Source organism: Helcococcus massiliensis (assembly GCF_900258485.1).
Lineage (GTDB): Bacteria > Bacillota > Clostridia > Tissierellales > Peptoniphilaceae > Helcococcus > Helcococcus massiliensis.
This window is the reverse complement of the sequence record NZ_OGVE01000004.1, coordinates 77084-93230: the sequence shown is the minus strand read 5'-3', so window position 1 is coordinate 93230 and position 16147 is coordinate 77084. Positions and strand designations below refer to the sequence as shown.

At 31.3% G+C, this 16147-nt stretch carries 17 protein-coding genes; 11 read left to right on the top strand and 6 right to left on the bottom strand.

The features are described from left to right. Window positions 1–5: 5 nt before the first annotated feature. From gyrB to dnaA, 5 genes are all read right to left on the bottom strand, one after another. On the bottom strand, window positions 6–1931 hold the full coding sequence (gene gyrB, locus C4Q29_RS05215) for a DNA topoisomerase (ATP-hydrolyzing) subunit B (protein ID WP_103981759.1): 1926 nt from the start codon (window positions 1929–1931) through the stop codon (window positions 6–8). Further along, window positions 1918–3042, bottom strand: coding sequence for a DNA replication/repair protein RecF (gene recF / locus C4Q29_RS05210; RefSeq protein ID WP_103981758.1), 1125 nt, complete (start codon window positions 3040–3042; stop codon window positions 1918–1920). The genes gyrB and recF overlap by 14 nt, the downstream gene beginning before the upstream one ends. Window positions 3043–3055: 13 nt before the next feature. Next, window positions 3056–3268, bottom strand: coding sequence for a S4 domain-containing protein YaaA (gene yaaA / locus C4Q29_RS05205; protein WP_103981757.1), 213 nt, complete (start codon window positions 3266–3268; stop codon window positions 3056–3058). A gap of 8 nt (window positions 3269–3276) precedes the next feature. After that, the gene (dnaN, locus tag C4Q29_RS05200; protein WP_103981756.1) at window positions 3277–4371 is read right to left on the bottom strand and encodes a DNA polymerase III subunit beta; all 1095 of its coding nucleotides are present in this window, start codon (window positions 4369–4371) and stop codon (window positions 3277–3279) included. 163 nt (window positions 4372–4534) lie between these two features. Next, the gene (dnaA, locus tag C4Q29_RS05195; RefSeq protein ID WP_103981755.1) at window positions 4535–5986 is read right to left on the bottom strand and encodes a chromosomal replication initiator protein DnaA; all 1452 of its coding nucleotides are present in this window, start codon (window positions 5984–5986) and stop codon (window positions 4535–4537) included. A gap of 486 nt (window positions 5987–6472) precedes the next feature. Between dnaA and rpmH the strand changes: the two genes are divergently transcribed. From rpmH to rsmG, 8 genes are all read left to right on the top strand, one after another. Next, window positions 6473–6607 carry a 50S ribosomal protein L34 gene (gene rpmH / locus C4Q29_RS05190; RefSeq protein WP_103981754.1) on the top strand — a complete coding sequence of 45 codons (135 nt, stop codon included), beginning with the start codon at window positions 6473–6475 and terminating at the stop codon, window positions 6605–6607. A gap of 15 nt (window positions 6608–6622) precedes the next feature. Continuing rightward, entirely contained in the window at window positions 6623–6955 is a 333-nt protein-coding gene (gene rnpA / locus C4Q29_RS05185; protein ID WP_103981753.1) for a ribonuclease P protein component, read from the top strand. Further along, a complete protein-coding gene (gene yidD / locus C4Q29_RS05180) occupies window positions 6955–7167 on the top strand; it encodes a membrane protein insertion efficiency factor YidD (protein ID WP_103981752.1) in 213 nt (70 codons plus the stop codon). Before rnpA ends, yidD begins: the two co-directional genes overlap by 1 nt. Window positions 7168–7175: 8 nt before the next feature. Beyond that, a complete protein-coding gene (locus C4Q29_RS05175; RefSeq protein WP_103981751.1) occupies window positions 7176–7937 on the top strand; it encodes a YidC/Oxa1 family membrane protein insertase in 762 nt (253 codons plus the stop codon). Window positions 7938–7946: 9 nt separating this feature from the next. After that, window positions 7947–8999 carry an RNA-binding cell elongation regulator Jag/EloR gene (gene jag, locus C4Q29_RS05170; protein WP_103981750.1) on the top strand — a complete coding sequence of 351 codons (1053 nt, stop codon included), beginning with the start codon at window positions 7947–7949 and terminating at the stop codon, window positions 8997–8999. Window positions 9000–9061: 62 nt separating this feature from the next. Further along, window positions 9062–10438 (top strand): tRNA uridine-5-carboxymethylaminomethyl(34) synthesis GTPase MnmE, encoded by a 1377-nt coding sequence (gene mnmE, locus C4Q29_RS05165; protein WP_103981749.1) that lies wholly within the window; start codon window positions 9062–9064, stop codon window positions 10436–10438. Window positions 10439–10510: 72 nt separating this feature from the next. Next, a complete protein-coding gene (gene mnmG / locus C4Q29_RS05160; RefSeq protein WP_103981748.1) occupies window positions 10511–12412 on the top strand; it encodes a tRNA uridine-5-carboxymethylaminomethyl(34) synthesis enzyme MnmG in 1902 nt (633 codons plus the stop codon). Beyond that, entirely contained in the window at window positions 12402–13109 is a 708-nt protein-coding gene (rsmG, locus tag C4Q29_RS05155; RefSeq protein ID WP_103981747.1) for a 16S rRNA (guanine(527)-N(7))-methyltransferase RsmG, read from the top strand. The genes mnmG and rsmG overlap by 11 nt, the downstream gene beginning before the upstream one ends. 179 nt (window positions 13110–13288) lie before the next feature. Here the strand turns inward: rsmG and C4Q29_RS05150 are convergent, their stop codons facing one another. Next, on the bottom strand, window positions 13289–13510 hold the full coding sequence (locus C4Q29_RS05150; RefSeq protein ID WP_103981746.1) for a hypothetical protein: 222 nt from the start codon (window positions 13508–13510) through the stop codon (window positions 13289–13291). A 235-nt stretch (window positions 13511–13745) separates the two neighbouring features. Here C4Q29_RS05150 and C4Q29_RS05145 point away from each other — a divergent pair, with 235 nt between their 5' ends. Genes C4Q29_RS05145 through C4Q29_RS05135 form a run of 3 tightly spaced genes read left to right on the top strand, consistent with a single transcriptional unit; the run spans window position 13746 to window position 16141 of the window. Then, window positions 13746–14495 (top strand): ParA family protein, encoded by a 750-nt coding sequence (locus tag C4Q29_RS05145; RefSeq protein ID WP_103981745.1) that lies wholly within the window; start codon window positions 13746–13748, stop codon window positions 14493–14495. A gap of 6 nt (window positions 14496–14501) precedes the next feature. Beyond that, a complete protein-coding gene (locus C4Q29_RS05140; protein ID WP_103981744.1) occupies window positions 14502–15428 on the top strand; it encodes a ParB/RepB/Spo0J family partition protein in 927 nt (308 codons plus the stop codon). A 2-nt stretch (window positions 15429–15430) separates the two neighbouring features. Further along, window positions 15431–16141, top strand: coding sequence for a DUF4446 family protein (locus C4Q29_RS05135; protein ID WP_103981743.1), 711 nt, complete (start codon window positions 15431–15433; stop codon window positions 16139–16141). Window positions 16142–16147: the final 6 nt, after the last annotated feature.

The window sequence follows — 16147 nt, the reverse complement described above, 5'->3', positions numbered from 1 at the left end:
ATCTCCTAAGCATCAATATTTTCTGCATATTGAGCATTTTCTTCTATAAATTCTCTTCTAGGTTCAACCTTATCTCCCATTAACACTGAGAATGTTTCATCTAAAGTCAAGGATTCATCATCTAAAGTAACTTGGATTAAAATCCTATTGTCTGGGTTCATGGTTGTTTCCCATAATTGGTCGGCATTCATCTCACCAAGCCCCTTATATCTAGATAATTTATACTTTTCACCTTCTATATTTTCCAAGATTTGTTCTAATTCCCTGTCATTATAAACATATCTTTCCTTCTTACCCTGGGTCAACTTATATAAAGGTGGTTGGGCTATAAATACCCTACCAGCTTCGATCAATGGTCTTAAGAATCTGAAGAAAAATGTTAATAACAAGGTATCGATATGGGAACCGTCAACGTCAGCATCAGTCATGATAACAATCTTTCCGTATCTCAACTTAGAAATATCAAATTCTTCACCAATACCTGTACCAAAGGCTGTAATAAGGGCTTGGATTTCTTCTGAAGAAAGAACCCTATTCATCCTTGCTTTTTCAACGTTTAGGATTTTACCTCTGATAGGTAAGATAGCTTGAGTTTTGTTATCTCTCCCCAACTTAGCTGAACCACCCGCTGAGTCCCCTTCGACTATAAATATTTCATTTTCTGAAATATCTGTTGACTGGCATTCTGCAAGCTTACCAGGTAGGGTTGTATTGGATAAGATAGAATTTTTCTTTCTTGACAAGTCCCTAGCTTTCTTTGAAGCCTCTCTGGCCCTTCTTGATGCTTCAGACTTTTCAATTATAATCTTTGCTGTCTTTGGATTTTCTTCTAAGTAGGCACTGAAGTGTTCTGTTAAGAAGGAATCAACTATACCTCTCATTTCTGAAGATCCCAACTTAGACTTGGTTTGTCCTTCAAATTGTGGATTACTCAATTTTACAGCAACAATAGCTGTTACACCTTCCCTAACGTCTTCACCAGAGAAGTTTTCATCCTTATCTTTTAGTAACTCATATTCTCTAGCATATGAGTTTATAACCTTAGTCAATCCTGACCTAAATCCTGTTAGGTGGGTACCACCTTCTGGGGTTAAAACTGTATTAGCAAATGATAAAACAGTTTCTGAATATCCATCTGTATATTGGATAGCTAGGTCAACTTCACAGCCATCTGTTAGGCCTTTAAAGTGCATTACATCACTATGTAAAGGTGTTTTCTTTTTATTTAAAAATTCTATAAATGATTCTAAACCACCTTCAGCATGGAATACTTCCCTATATGGCTTGCCATCTTCGTCTTTTTCTCTGTTGTCTATAAATTCAAGACGTAGGCCTTGGTTTAAAAATGACATTTCTAAAAATCTCTTAGCCAAAGTCTTTCTATTAAAGATAACTGTTTCAAAAATTTCATCATCTGGCATAAAACTAATTTTTGTACCAGTTTCATCTGTTTTTTCATGCTTGGTCAAACCTTTTACAGTTTTACCTCTTGAAAACTCTGCAGTATACCTATAACCATCTCTTTTTACTTCTGCAACCATCTTTTTAGATAGGGCATTTACAACAGAAACCCCAACCCCATGTAGACCACCAGAAAATTGGTAGGCTTCTGAGTCAAATTTACCACCTGCGTGAAGAATGGTAAGTACTGTTTCCAAGGTTGATAAACCTGTAGTTTTATGTTTCTTAACAGGAATACCTGACCCATTATCAGATATTTCTATAGAACCATCTTCTAAAATTTCAATTTTTATAGAGTCTGCCCTACCTGCCAAAGCTTCGTCAACTGAGTTGTCAACAACTTCGTACACCAGGTGGTGGAGGCCCTGCTCACCAGTAGAACCGATATACATACCTGGTCTAACACGAACAGCTTCCAGACCTTCCAAGACCCTAATACTTTGTTCACTATAGTCTTTACTTTGTACCATCTTTTTCCCTTCCTGTAATCACTTTTCCCTTATCTATTGTAAATACTTTTGAATCAGAATTGTCCAAATCCAAGTTTACTAAAGAATTTGTAGTGATTATATTTTGATATTTCTTAGATTTTTGCACCAATAAGCTAGCCCTTGTATTGTCTAATTCTGAAAATACATCATCCCACAAAAGTATAGGTTTGGTGGATGTTAGGACTTCTATCAGCTTAGCCTCTGCCAGTTTTAGTGACAACATCACAGTCCTTTGCTGGCCTTGGGAGGCATAATTTTTAACATCTTTTCCATTTATTAAAAATATTATTTCGTCCTTATGAGGACCATAAAGGCTTTGATATCTTTCTATTTCACTTGTTTTTTTATCAAGTAAAATGTCATAGTATTGTTTTTCAATAATTGTTAAGTCATCCAGCTTTTCTGCAAAATTGTATTCATAGATTATATCTAAATCTTCCTTGGAAGAAGTTAATTCACTATGGAATTCCTTGGCATATTTTTTTAGTATATTTAGGTATTTGTACCTGTAAATACCTATTTTCGCCCCATATTCCACAAGCTTAGTATTGTAACTTGCAAGCATTTGTTCAAAATATTTGTTTTTTGCTGGATTTTTCAACACTAAATTTTTTTGCCTTCTTATATTATTGTAATTATTTAGATAAATCTTATAAGCAATGTCGTTATTTGAAATTACATCGTCAATAAATTTTCTTCTCAATGAAGGAGTTTCCTTTATTATCAATATTTCTTCTGGAGCAAATAAGACTACTCCAAATTGACTTTTCATATCAGAAACATTCACGTCTACGTCATTTATTTTGATTTGCTTATTATAACTTCTTGATAACTTAATTTCTACATTTTTTCTCTTATTTTTACTAAGAATCACAGCCTTCAAATACATTGCGTTTTTATCAAAATTGATAAGCTCTGTTTCTTTTATACTTTTAAAACTATATCCTCTTGCAGCAATATAAATAGCTTCAAGCAAATTAGTCTTTCCTTGAGCATTTTTCCCTACTAATATATTGGTATTATCATGAAATTCAATGAATTCATCATCATAATTCCTATGATTAATAAGCCTCAATTCTTTTATTATCATGCTGCCTCAGTTCTTAAATAATTTCTAAAGTCTCTTCTAAAATTTCTATTTCAACCCTGTCTCCAGGTCTAATTTTTTTTCCTCTTTGGGTAACAACTTCACCATTTACCTTTACCTGTCCATCCAAGATAAGATTTTTCGCATCTCCACCTGTTTGTACAAGGTTAGCAAATTTTAATAAAGAATCTAATTTTATAAATTCAGTTTCTATTTTTATTTTTTCCATAACTACTCCTATTGGGATAATCTTACTGGTAATACTAAGTATAAGTAGTCATCATCTTCATTAGCTGGGTAAATGTTCATTGGTGATAAGGAATTTTGTAGGTGAAGTAGAACTTCATCTTCATTGATAGCCTTCAAACCTTCTAGTAAATATCTAGTGTTGAATGCTATATTTAAATCTTCACCTTCTTGGCTTGCAAAAACATCTTCATCCAAGCTTCCATATTCAGAATTTGATGATATATTAATCACTCCATCATGTATTTGTAGTTTTGTAAGGGATGATGACATACCAGTTGTTAATAACTGAGCTCTTTCTAATGAGTTTATTAAATCATGCCTATTAACCTTTACACTTGTTTGGTAAGAAGAATTTAATAGCTTCTTATAGTCTATATAGTTTTTAGATATTAGACTAGAATACATCTTGGTATCACCATTTATAAACACTATATGTCCTTCAACTACAACTATTTCTGTCTTATCATCATCCAAGATTTTTGTTAATTCACTAAAGGCTCTCTTTGGAACGATAGCTGACACATCTAAGTCTAAGTTACAATCTAAGGTTCTTACAGCCATCCTATAACCATCTAGACCGACAAAGTTTATCTTCTTATCTTTAATTTCGAATAAAACACCTGTCAAGGCTAGTCTTGTTTCATCTGTTGAGGTTGCAAACAAGGTTTCCCTTATAGCTTTTGTTAGAATAGTATTATCTAGAGTTAATATACTATTTTCTTCAACGTCTGGTAGTGGTGGATATTCTTCGGCATCTTGTCCTTGTATATCAAAAACTGAATTTTGAGATTTAATATTCACCTTATCATCTTTTACTGTAATAGTAATTTCATCTTGAGGCATTTTGTTTATAATATTTCCTATGATAGTAGACTTAATTAAACAAGCACCTTCTTCTATAACATCACACTTAACTCTTGTTTCTATAGACAATTCCATATCTGTTGATGAAAGTATTAATTCATCGCCCTTAGCTTGGAATAATATATTTTCTAATGTTTGTATATTAATCTTGTTAGATATAGCTTTTTGAGCTATAGAAATATGCTTGTATAAGTCAGATTTTAAAATTTTGAATTTCATAAAAAACTCCTATATATATAATTTAAATTAGTAATAATAATAGTAGGGGGCGTTTATAAGTGGATAAGTCTTATAAAGTTGACAAATCCAAGAAAAACTATTACTGATATCCCTGTGGATAAGTCCCTAAATTTTATCTTTACATACTAAGTTTATCAACAAGCTATTCCTTACTTTGTAAAATAGCAGTTATATTTTCTACATCTTTTCGCATTTCGCTATTAGTTTTAATCATCTCTTTTATTTTATCATCCCCATGAATGACAGTTGCATGGTCCCTTTCAAATGAGTTGGCTATCTTTATTAAAGAAAGAGTTGTTAAAGCCCTTGAAAGGTGCATGGCTATTTGTCTTGGTTCCGATATAGTTTTTTGCCTATTTTGCTTGATAAGGTCTTGGACCTCTAAATTATAATAATCAGCAACTACCTCTTTTATTTTTTCCAATGTAATAGGTTTTTGTTTCTTTTCTTCTATAGATAAGGCTTGTTGAGCTATTTCTAAAAATTCCTCGTCCGAAACATCTCTAGCACCTGCTGGATTTTTAAGCTTATAAACAGCCATTACCTTCAATAGAGAACCTTCTAAGTTTCTAATATTTGATGTTATATTTTCTGCTATGAATGCAAGTACATTATCTGGAACTGTGTATTTCTCCATCTTTATCTTATGTTTAAGTATAGCAACTCTTGTTTCATAGTCTGGCTTTTGTATGTCAGCAATCATACCACCAGAAAATCTAGTTACCAACCTTTCTTCTAAGCCTTTTATCTCTTCAGGTCGTTTATCAGAAGTAAAGATGATTTGCTTTTTAGCATTATATAAAGAATTAAAAGTATGGAAAATTTCTTCCTGTGTAGATTCTTTACCAGATATAAATTGGATGTCATCAATCATTAAAACATCGCAATTTCTATACTTATCCCTGAAAGATTTAGAATTCGATACAGAATTTTTACTATCTGTAATTGAAGATATAAACTCATTCATAAAATTCTCTGAAGTTATATAAATCACCTTTGCTGAAGGATTTTCTTCTAAAATTTTATGACCAATAGCCTGCATCAAGTGAGTTTTACCAAGTCCTGAAGCCCCATATATATAGAATGGATTGTAAAGGGTACCCGGATTTTCAGCAACATTTGTAGCTATTGCCAAAGCTAGGTCATTGGATTTACCTCTAATAAAATTCGAAAAAGTATATTTTTTATTTAGAGTATCTTTATAATGGAAGTTTGCAGGAGTTGTTTTGTTTATATTTTTATCTGCATCTTCGATATACCTTGAGATATCATCCATTTCAGTTTGACCAGGCACTTGATTTTCCTGACTTGTCTTATCTTCATTTATCAATTCTGTGAAAAGTTCATCATTAGGATGTAAGATTACAACTTTTATATCTTCACCTAGAATTTCCCTAAAGATATCTTCTATATTACTTTTATATTTTTGATCAGCTATCTTAGCAACAAAAGCAATAGAAGAATATAAATAAATGATAGAATCTTTTCTTTTCAAGGGAGTTAATGGTTTAATCCACGTATTATAATGTACTTCAATCATGTTTAAGAAAAGTTTTCTAGTAACTTCTTCCCACAATTGATTTAAGTTATCCATTTTTCCTCCACATATCAACAATTTATCCACGACAATTCATAACTTATGATGTTTGAAAACATCAGAATCTAGTTAAACAAAATAGACTTATCCACAAAAATGTATTTCAAAGTTATAGACAATTATTCACAAGAAAAAGACTTGAAAAATTAAGATTTTTAAGACTTATCCAAAATAAATATCCACAAGATATCAACTTAGTGGATAAGATTGTGAATAAACTGTTGAAAAGTTAATATTTCCTTTAATATTATAGCAATAAACAGCATAAACATCAAATTTTAATAGACTTATCCACAGAAGTGGATATTTTACTTTCGATTCACAAAACAGAAGTTTGAAATAAGATGGATTAAGACATGTTTAGAAAAATAAGATTTATATCTTTGATTACTATGCTTAACTTGACAATAGCTTGCAAAATATCTATAATGTTAATTGATTTATGTCGTTATTTTGCGATAAAAAAATTAGAAGGAGAAAATTATGAAAAGAACTTATCAACCAAGTAGAAGAAAAAGATCTAGAACACACGGTTTTAGAAAGAGAATGTCAACAGTTGGCGGAAGAAGAGTTTTAAAAGCAAGAAGACAAAAAGGTAGAAAAAAAATATCTCTATAGAAATTTAGGTGAAAGATGGAATCTAAAAACAGGATAAAAGATAACGAAGAATTCAAGAGATTATATAAAAAGTCAAAGAGATATCATAATAAAGATTATAGGATATTAGTTGCTAACAATGAATTTAACTTTCCTAGATTTGGATTTACCATTACAAAAAAATTTGGAAAAGCAAATAAGAGAAATAAAATAAGACGAAGGCTCAAAGAGATTATTCGTCTTAATTTGGATAAATTTGAAAATAAAGACTATATAATTACACCTAAATATCATACAGTAGATTATGATTATAAGGAATTAGAATCGTCATTACTCCATCTTATAAATATTACTAAGAAGGGCAAATAATGAATAAAATAATGGTGTTTTTAATAGAACAATACAGAAAATTTATTTCTCCTATGTTTGGACAAAATAAATGTAAATACACACCTACATGTTCTCAGTACGCAATAGAAGCCTATAAAAAGTACAACTTTTTAAAAGCTTCTTTTCTTACTATATGGAGAATTTTGAGATGTAATCCCTTTAGCAAGGGAGGATACGATCCCTTATCTTAGGAGGAAAAATGATAGAAATATCAATGATATTAGCTAAAACAAATGCAAACTACCAGCCAAATTTTCTAGCAGGCTTATTGGGTAGGTTATTTGAATTTATATTTAACACAGTTGAAGGCTTAGGCTTACAAACACAACACATATCAGATTATGCTGTTACCCTTATAATCATGGGACTTTTATACAAGTTGATAACTTTGCCTACAACAATACAAAATGCTAAAAATGCAGAAAAACAAAGATTGTTACAGCCAGAAATGGAAAAGTTAAAAGAAAAATATGGATATGACCAACAAATTTACCAACAAAAATTGATGGAATTCCAAAGAGAAAATAAGTTGATGGCTGGTACAGGAAAATCTTGCCTAATGCTTATCATACAAATGGTTATAGTATTCGCATTATTGAGTGTTATCAACAATGCAGACTACTTCTTAGGAAAAGAAAAATTTGCTGAAATTCACAAAAACTTTTTCTGGATACCAAACCTATCCTTAGCAGACCCTACAGGATTTGCTTTACCATTGATTAACTCATTGTCACAATTAGCTTATTCATGGTTAAATAGTAAAAACATGGCCCAAGCTAACCCACAAGCAGCAGGTATGAACACAATGCTTTATGTAATGCCATTGATGATGTTCTTTATCTTTAGAGGTCTTGCAGCTGGTGTTGTTTTATATTGGACAGTTGGTAATTTCCTAGAAGTTATAATAAGAGGTTTAGTAAAATTATTTAGATTGGCTACAGGCAAAACTGAAACAAAGTAAGAGGTAAGAATGAGATCTATAATAAAAACAGCTAAAACAATTGAAGAAGCAGTTGAAGCTGGTATTAAAGAATTAAATATAGATAGAGATGATGCAGATATAGAGATTATACAAGAAGCTACTAAAGGATTATTTGGCTTATTTGGTGGTGAAGATGCAATTGTAAAGATCAAAGAAAAAGAAAAACTTTCAATTGATGTAGAAGATATATTTTCTGATTTAAAATCTGATAACAAAGATAACTTAAAAGGAAAATTATATAAAGATTTTACAGATAAAGATGTTAATACTTTAGATTCTGACATAGAAACTGAAGAAGATTATGATAATAGTGTTGAAATCAATATGTATAAGAAGTCTGATGATGAGGCAAAAGAAGAAGTTGAAGAACTTTCAGCTGAAAATGATTTTGACCAAGACTCAGATGATGAATTTGATGGTTTATATGAAGAAGGATACCAACCAGAAGAAGAAATCATAGAAGAACAAGAAGAAAAAGAAGAAACTATCTATAGGTCAGACTTAGAAAAAACATTAAACACCAGAGAATTACTATTTTCAGGAGAAGCTAAAGAAGTTACAGATAATGATAGCTTAGTTGAAGTAGCAGAAAAAGTTAAACAAAACTTGGAAGATCTACTTATCAAAATGCACATAGAAGCTAAGGTTAGCTACGAAACTGCAAGAGATAATATTATTAATTTAGAATTAAGCGACATATCTGAAAATGATACTGGTATAGTAATTGGTGCTAAGGGCGAAACATTAAATGCGCTTCAATATATATTAAGCTTTTTAACAAATAACAAAACAAGTAATTTCTATAGAATAACTTTAAATGCAGGTAACTATAGGGATAGGAAAAAAGCAAATATTGAAAATAATGCAAAAAGAGTTGCTTATAAGGTTCTAAAAACTAAAAAGCCTATAGCACTAAAAGCTATGAATTCATACGAAAGAAGAATTGTCCACACAGCTTTACAAAGTTACAAGGAAATAGAAACAGTTTCAACTGGTAAATTCCCAAATAGAAAAGTTGTTGTGAGATATAAAGGCTTATAAGTAAAACGTCCCTAAATGTTAACATTTGGGACGTTTTTTATATAAAAAGAAAGGGTAAATATATGTCTGAACAAACAATTGCAGCAATATCAAGTGCTGTTGGTGAAGCTGGCATAGGTATAGTAAGGATGTCTGGTGACCAATCCTTAGACATTGCAAAAAGAATATATAGAAACTATAAAAAAAATACTGTAGATAATTTTGAAAATAAAAAAATGACCTATGGCTATATTTACGACCAAGATGAAATGATAGATGAGGTCCTTTTAGCCTATATGCAAGGTCCAAAGACTTATACAAGAGAAGATATGGTTGAAATATATTGCCATGGTGGTTTTATAGCTGTAAAGAAAATCCTAAACCTACTTTTGAAAGAAGGGGCGAGAATAGCTGAAAGAGGTGAATTTACCAAAAGAGCCTTCTTAAATGGGAGGTTGGACCTATCCCAGGCAGAAGCTGTAATAGATTTAATTGATGCAAAAACTGACAAGGCCTATGAGGCTTCCCTATTACAATTAAAGGGTTCAGTTGCTTCAAAGGTAAAAGATATCAAAACAAAGATGCTAGACCTCTTAGCTAGAGTTGAATATTCCATCAATTTTATGGAAGACTTTGAAGATGACCTACCTATAGAACCAGTTTATGAAAAATCTGATGTCATAATAGAAGACTTAGATGCTTTAATAAATTCTGCCAATAAGGGTAGAATTATAAAAGAAGGTATCAAAACTGCTATTATTGGTAAGCCAAATGTAGGTAAGTCTTCCCTATTAAACGCCCTAGTCCAAGACAACAGAGCCATAGTAACAGATGTGGCTGGTACAACTAGGGATACTATTGAAGAATCAATAGACCTTGGAGGCATATCTATAAATATAATAGATACTGCAGGTATAAGAGATACAGAAGATTTAGTAGAGTCAATCGGTGTAGAAAAATCAAGGAAAATAGCAGAGGAAGCAGATTTAATCATAGCTATATTTGATGTTTCTAAAGATTTTGACCAAGAAGATAAAGAAATAATGGAATTGATTAAAAATAGAAAGTCCATCATTCTTTTAAATAAAAATGACTTATCTAAATTAATGGATAAAAATATCATATATGATAACTTTGAAAATAATATGATAATAGAAACTTCCATTTTAAAAGAAGAAGGAATCAAGGAACTAGAGAATTCTATAATTGATTTATTCTTAGATGGAGATATTAAGGTGTCTAACACTACATTGATCACAAACCTCCGTCACAGGGATTTATTGGTCAAGGCAAGGGATAATATAGCTACAGCTATAAAAAGCTCTAAGAAGGGCTATCCTTTAGACGCTATTGAAATCGATCTAAGAAATGCTTATAATCAATTAAGTGAAATAACTGGTGAAACGATTGAAGAAGATGTCCTAGATAAAATCTTTAATGATTTTTGTATAGGAAAATAAAAAAAGAAGATTAGAAAATAGATATAAGAAACAGTCAAAGTGTTAATTATTTAACTATTTCAAGGAGATTTTATGGAAATAAGAGAATATATTGCTGACAATGTTGACGTTTTTGTAATCGGTGCTGGACATGCTGGTGTCGAAGCGGGATTGGCAGCAGCAAGATTAGGAAAAAAGACAATTGTAGCAAGTATCAGTCTTGAAGCTATAGCTGACCTACCATGTAATCCAAATATTGGTGGTACTGGTAAGGGTCACCTAGTTAGAGAAGTTGATGCTTTGGGTGGAGAAATTGGACTAAATACAGATAAGGCTTCAATTCAATCAAAGATGTTAAACACATCAAAGGGCCCTGCAATCCATTCTTTAAGAGTTCAGGCTGATAAAAGACTATACCACGAAGAAATGAAGAAAACCTTAGAAAATACAGAAAATTTAAGGGTCTTAGAAGCTGAAGTTACAGACCTTATAGTAGAAGATGGTAAGGTAAGAGGAGTTAAAACTACTACGGGAGCTATCTATGAAGCTAAGGCTGTAATAGTAGCAACAGGAACCTACTTAAATGGATTGATAATGATGGGTGAATTACAGTATTCATCAGGTCCTCACGGGATGAAACCTTCAAAATTCTTATCTAACAGCTTAGAAGAATTAGGCTTTGATTTAAGAAGGTTCAAAACTGGTACCCCAGCAAGGGTAAATAGTAGGTCATTAGACTATTCACAAATGGTTCCGCAATATGGAGATGAAAACCCGGTTCCTTTCTCATTCTTAAATATAGACAAAGACTTTTCTTACGACCAAGCCTTGACTTGGCAGACTCATACAAGACCTGAAACCCATGAAATCATAAGAAGGGAATTACACAGATCCCCTATGTATTCAGGTATGGTTGAAGGTATAGGTCCAAGATATTGTCCTTCGATAGAAGACAAGGTTGTAAGATTTGCTGACAAAGACCAACATATTATATTTATAGAGCCAGAAGGTAGGTCTACAAATGAAATGTATGTACAAGGTGCTTCATCTACCTTACCAGTAGAAGTCCAAGAAGAATTCTACAAGACTATAGTGGGCCTAGAAAATGTTGAATTTATGAGACCTGCCCACGGTATTGAATATGATTGCCTAGATGCAACCAACTTAAAAAGTAATTTAGAGTCTACAAATATAGATAACCTGTTTTTTGCAGGACAAATAAATGGTACATCAGGCTATGAAGAAGCTGCTGCCCAAGGATTAATGGCAGGTATAAATGCCGTATTAAACATAGATGGCAAAGAACCATTCATTTTAGATAGGTCAGAGGCCTATATAGGCGTACTTATAGATGACCTAGTAACTAAAGACCAAGTAGAACCATATAGAATGATGACTTCAAGAGCTGAATATAGGCTAACTTTAAGACAAGATAATGCTGATTTGAGACTAACTCAAAAGGGATATGATCTAGGTCTTGTAAGTCAAGAAAGATATGACCTAATGCTAGAAAAGAAAGAAGCAATAGAAAAAGAATTAGACAGACTAAAAGACATCATGATAACCCCTACACAGGAAAATAATGACCTATTGGAAGATTTAGACTCAAATCCAATTAAAACAGGTACTACCCTATATGATCTAATAAAAAGACCAGAATTAGATTATGAATTAGTAAAGGTATTTGATACGGAAAGACCGGAAATAAAGAGACCATATATATTAGAAGTCCAAACACAAATCAAGTACGAAGGCTATATAAATAAGCAAAATGCACAAATTTCACAGTTCAAGAAAATGGAAAACAAGAGATTAGACCATATTGAAGACTATGGTCAAATAGATGGGTTAAAACATGAGGCTGTTGAAAAATTAAATAAGATTAAGCCGAATTCTGTTGGACAAGCTTCAAGAATGTCAGGTGTGACACCTGCAGATATCAATGTTATCCTAATATACCTAGAAGTACAGAGAAGGAAGAACAATGAAGTATAAAGACTTATTTGAAAAAGAAGGCTTTGCCTTATCAGATAAAGAAATCAAAAAATACGAAGCTTTTTATAATCTGTTGGAAGAATGGAATTACAAGATTGACATAACAAAGATAATCAATGAAGAGGAAGTTTATATCAAACACTTCCTAGATTCTCTATTGGTATACAAGTCAGGCTTGATAGAGAAAAACCAAAAGATTATAGATATAGGTACAGGTGGTGGGTTTCCAGGTATACCACTAAAGATATATAATAATAGTCTGGAATTTACTTTATTAGATTCATTAAAGAAAAGAATCAACTTCTTAGATGTAGTAATATCAGATTTAGAATTGACTAATATGGAAACAATCCATGGTCGTGCTGAAGAGTTAGCTAGAAAAGAAGATTATCGTGAAAAGTATGATATATCAGTATCTAGAGCAGTTGCTAACCTTTCTACCCTATCCGAATATTGTCTCCCTTTTGTAAAAGTTGGAGGATACTTTATATCTTTGAAGGGACCAAATTACAAGGAAGAATTAAAAGAAGCCAAAGGTGCTATCAAGCTACTTGGTGGATATGTAGACAAGGTACTCGAATACGAACTTCCTAATGACTTAGGGTCTAGAAGTCTTATAGTTATAAGAAAAATTAAAAACACACCACATAGATTTCCAAGAGCTGGTGGTAAGCCAAGAACTAAACCATTGAATTAAGAGCTGTTTCCAGCTCTTTTTTCATTTTAAAGTTTCATATGAAACATTTAAAATTATCATAGGAATAAACACAACAATTGTTTCATATGAAACAATTAAATTTGATAAAAAATAAATATATACGACAATATTGTTTCATATGAAACTTTAAAACAGGACTCCATTATCTTATACAAGAATTAGTTTTCTATTATTTCTTTTTCGTATAGGTCAGCTTTCAGTTTGAGTAGTTCATACTTTGTATATGATAGTTCTATAAATACAAAAGAAAGAACTAAGGCAGGTCCAAGCTTAAACTTCCAACATAAAACTACAATTAATATTGATAATAAAAGAAAAACCCATTTGTATCGATTAAATTTTTCTATTGGATTTAAATTCCACCAAAATAATTTGTCCATATTTACTCCTTAATACACAATTACTAGTACAAAGCGATTAATATCTTATATTCATCTAAATATTATTACACGAAACTATCTTTGTCAAACAATAAACAACTAACTCTTATTAATTTGTTTCATATGAAACTAACTAGCCAAATAAAATATAAAAATATATAAAAATGTTTCATATGAAACATTTTTCTTATTTAATAATATCCTAATATCTGATATAATTTTAAATGAGGTGAATATGAAAGTTATATCAATATTTAATCAAAAAGGTGGCGTTGGAAAAACTACAACTGTTGTAAATTTAGCCGCTTATTTAGGAAATAAAAAGAAAAAAACATTAGTTATAGACTTGGATCCACAAGCTAACAGTACTTCTGGACTGGGTGTAGACAAACATTCTTTAGAGTCAAGTCTGTATGATGCCTTATTAGGTGAAGAAGTAAAAATTTTAGAAACAAGTGCCAAAAATGTTAGTATACTTCCTTCTACTTCAGACCTATCAGGTTTTGAAATAGAAGCTGTTAATATAGAAAATAGAGAAAGTCTATTAAAGAACATTTTAGAGAAAACTGAAGATTATGATTATGTGATAATTGATTGTCCTCCATCATTAGGACTTTTAAGCATAAATGCACTTGTAGCTAGTGATTCAGTCTTGATCCCAATACAAACTGAATACTATGCCTTAGAGGGTGTTTCTCAATTAGTACAAACGTTAGAATTGATTAAAGAAAGCTTAAATCCGAACTTAGAGGTTGAAGGTGTGCTAATATCTATGTTTGATGGTAGAAACAACTTATCATTAGATGTAGTTGAAGAAGTTAAGAAGTATTTTAAGGATAAGGTCTTTAAGACTGTTATCCCTAGAAATATAAGGTTGGCGGAAGCTCCTTCACATGGTTTATCTATTTTAGATTATGATCCAAATTCTAAGGGTGGCTTAGCTTATAAGAAATTAGCTAATGAAATTATAAAAAATAATAAGTAGGTGGATATGGCAAAGAAAAGAGCTTTAGGTAGAGGTCTGGGAGCTTTGATACCAGAAAGAGGAGATGCTAAAAAAGAGAATAATTATTCAGAATCTACCGATAAAAAAATAAACAAGAAAGAAGAAAACAAGACTAAAACTAATAAAAAAACAAACTCAAAAGACAAGATTGTTGATGATGTCTTATCTATTAAAATTGATCAAATAAAGGTCAATGAAGATAATGCTAGAAAGACTTTTAACCAAGAAAGTATAGATTCTTTAGGTGAATCCATTAAGTTATATGGAGTCTTACAACCCTTAGTTTTAATTAAAAGAGAAGACCATTATGAAATAGTAGCTGGTGAAAGAAGATTTAGGGCTGCTAAGTCAGTTGGTTTAAAAGAAGTGCCAGCTATTATTAAAGACTTATCTAAAAAAGATAAAGACATGGTTTCTATGGTGGAAAACATCCAAAGAGAAGATTTGAATCCTTATGAAGAAGCCCAAGCTTATAACAATATAATGAAAGATTACAAGATGACTCAGGCTGAGCTTTCTGAGCTTTTAGGTAAGTCTAGAACTTATATAGCCAACATAGTTAGGTTATTAAAGCTTGATGATTTTACCATTAAAGAATTAGAAAATGGGAATATCACTTCTTCACAAGCTAGAGCCTTATTATCTATCGATGACATCTTATTAAGGAAAGATTATTTAGATAAGCTAGCTAGAAAAGAAATCACTGTAAATGAGATTGAAAAGAAAGCTTCTCGTAAAAAGAAGAATGTAAGCAGAGATATCTTTGTAGTTGATATAGAAGAGAGGTTAACTGAGAGTCTTGGAACTAAAGTTAAAGTTAACAAAGGTAAAAATAAATGGACTGTCAATATTGAGTTTTCAAGTGATGATCAATTAGAAGATTTCCTATCTCAATATGAAGAAGAGGTATAAATATGCAAGTAATCCTATTATTAATAATTATAATATTAACCGTATTACTATTCGTTACCATCTATAGTTTAAACCAACTTTCAAATAAGATGAAAAGAATTACTTCAAGATATAATAAGCTTCTAAGAGGACGCGGAGAATTAAGTTTTGAAGAACTTTTAGGTGAATTATCTGAAGATGTGGATGTGGCTTTTGAAAAGGTTGAAGAATTAGAGCATCTTTCAAGAAGACTTGAAGATAATCTAGACAAGTCTACAAATGGATTTACAAAAGACTTTAATACTTCTATAAATGAAGTATCAAATGATATTTCCAGCCGTATATCAAGTCTTGATGCAAGATATAAAAATGAACTGGACGAAATAAAAGAAAGACTAGATAAAAGTTTTGATAGCTTAAACAAGGCTCAGGAAGACTTTGAAAATGAAATTGGTAAAGATACAGATAAAAGACTAAAAAACATGAATGAACAACTAGCATTCGCTGTTCAAAAAGTTGTTTTACACAAGTATGATGCTTTTGAAAATCAAACAGGAAAACTATCTTTCACTATGGTTTTACTAGATAGGTTTAATAATGGTATAATGTTGACGAGCATAAATGCAAGAGAGTCATCATATAACTATACTAAACATATTCAAAATGGTAGGTCAGACATTGAAATGTCTAGAGATGAACAAATTGCGTTGGACAAAGCTTTAAATAATAAATAGGGGGAG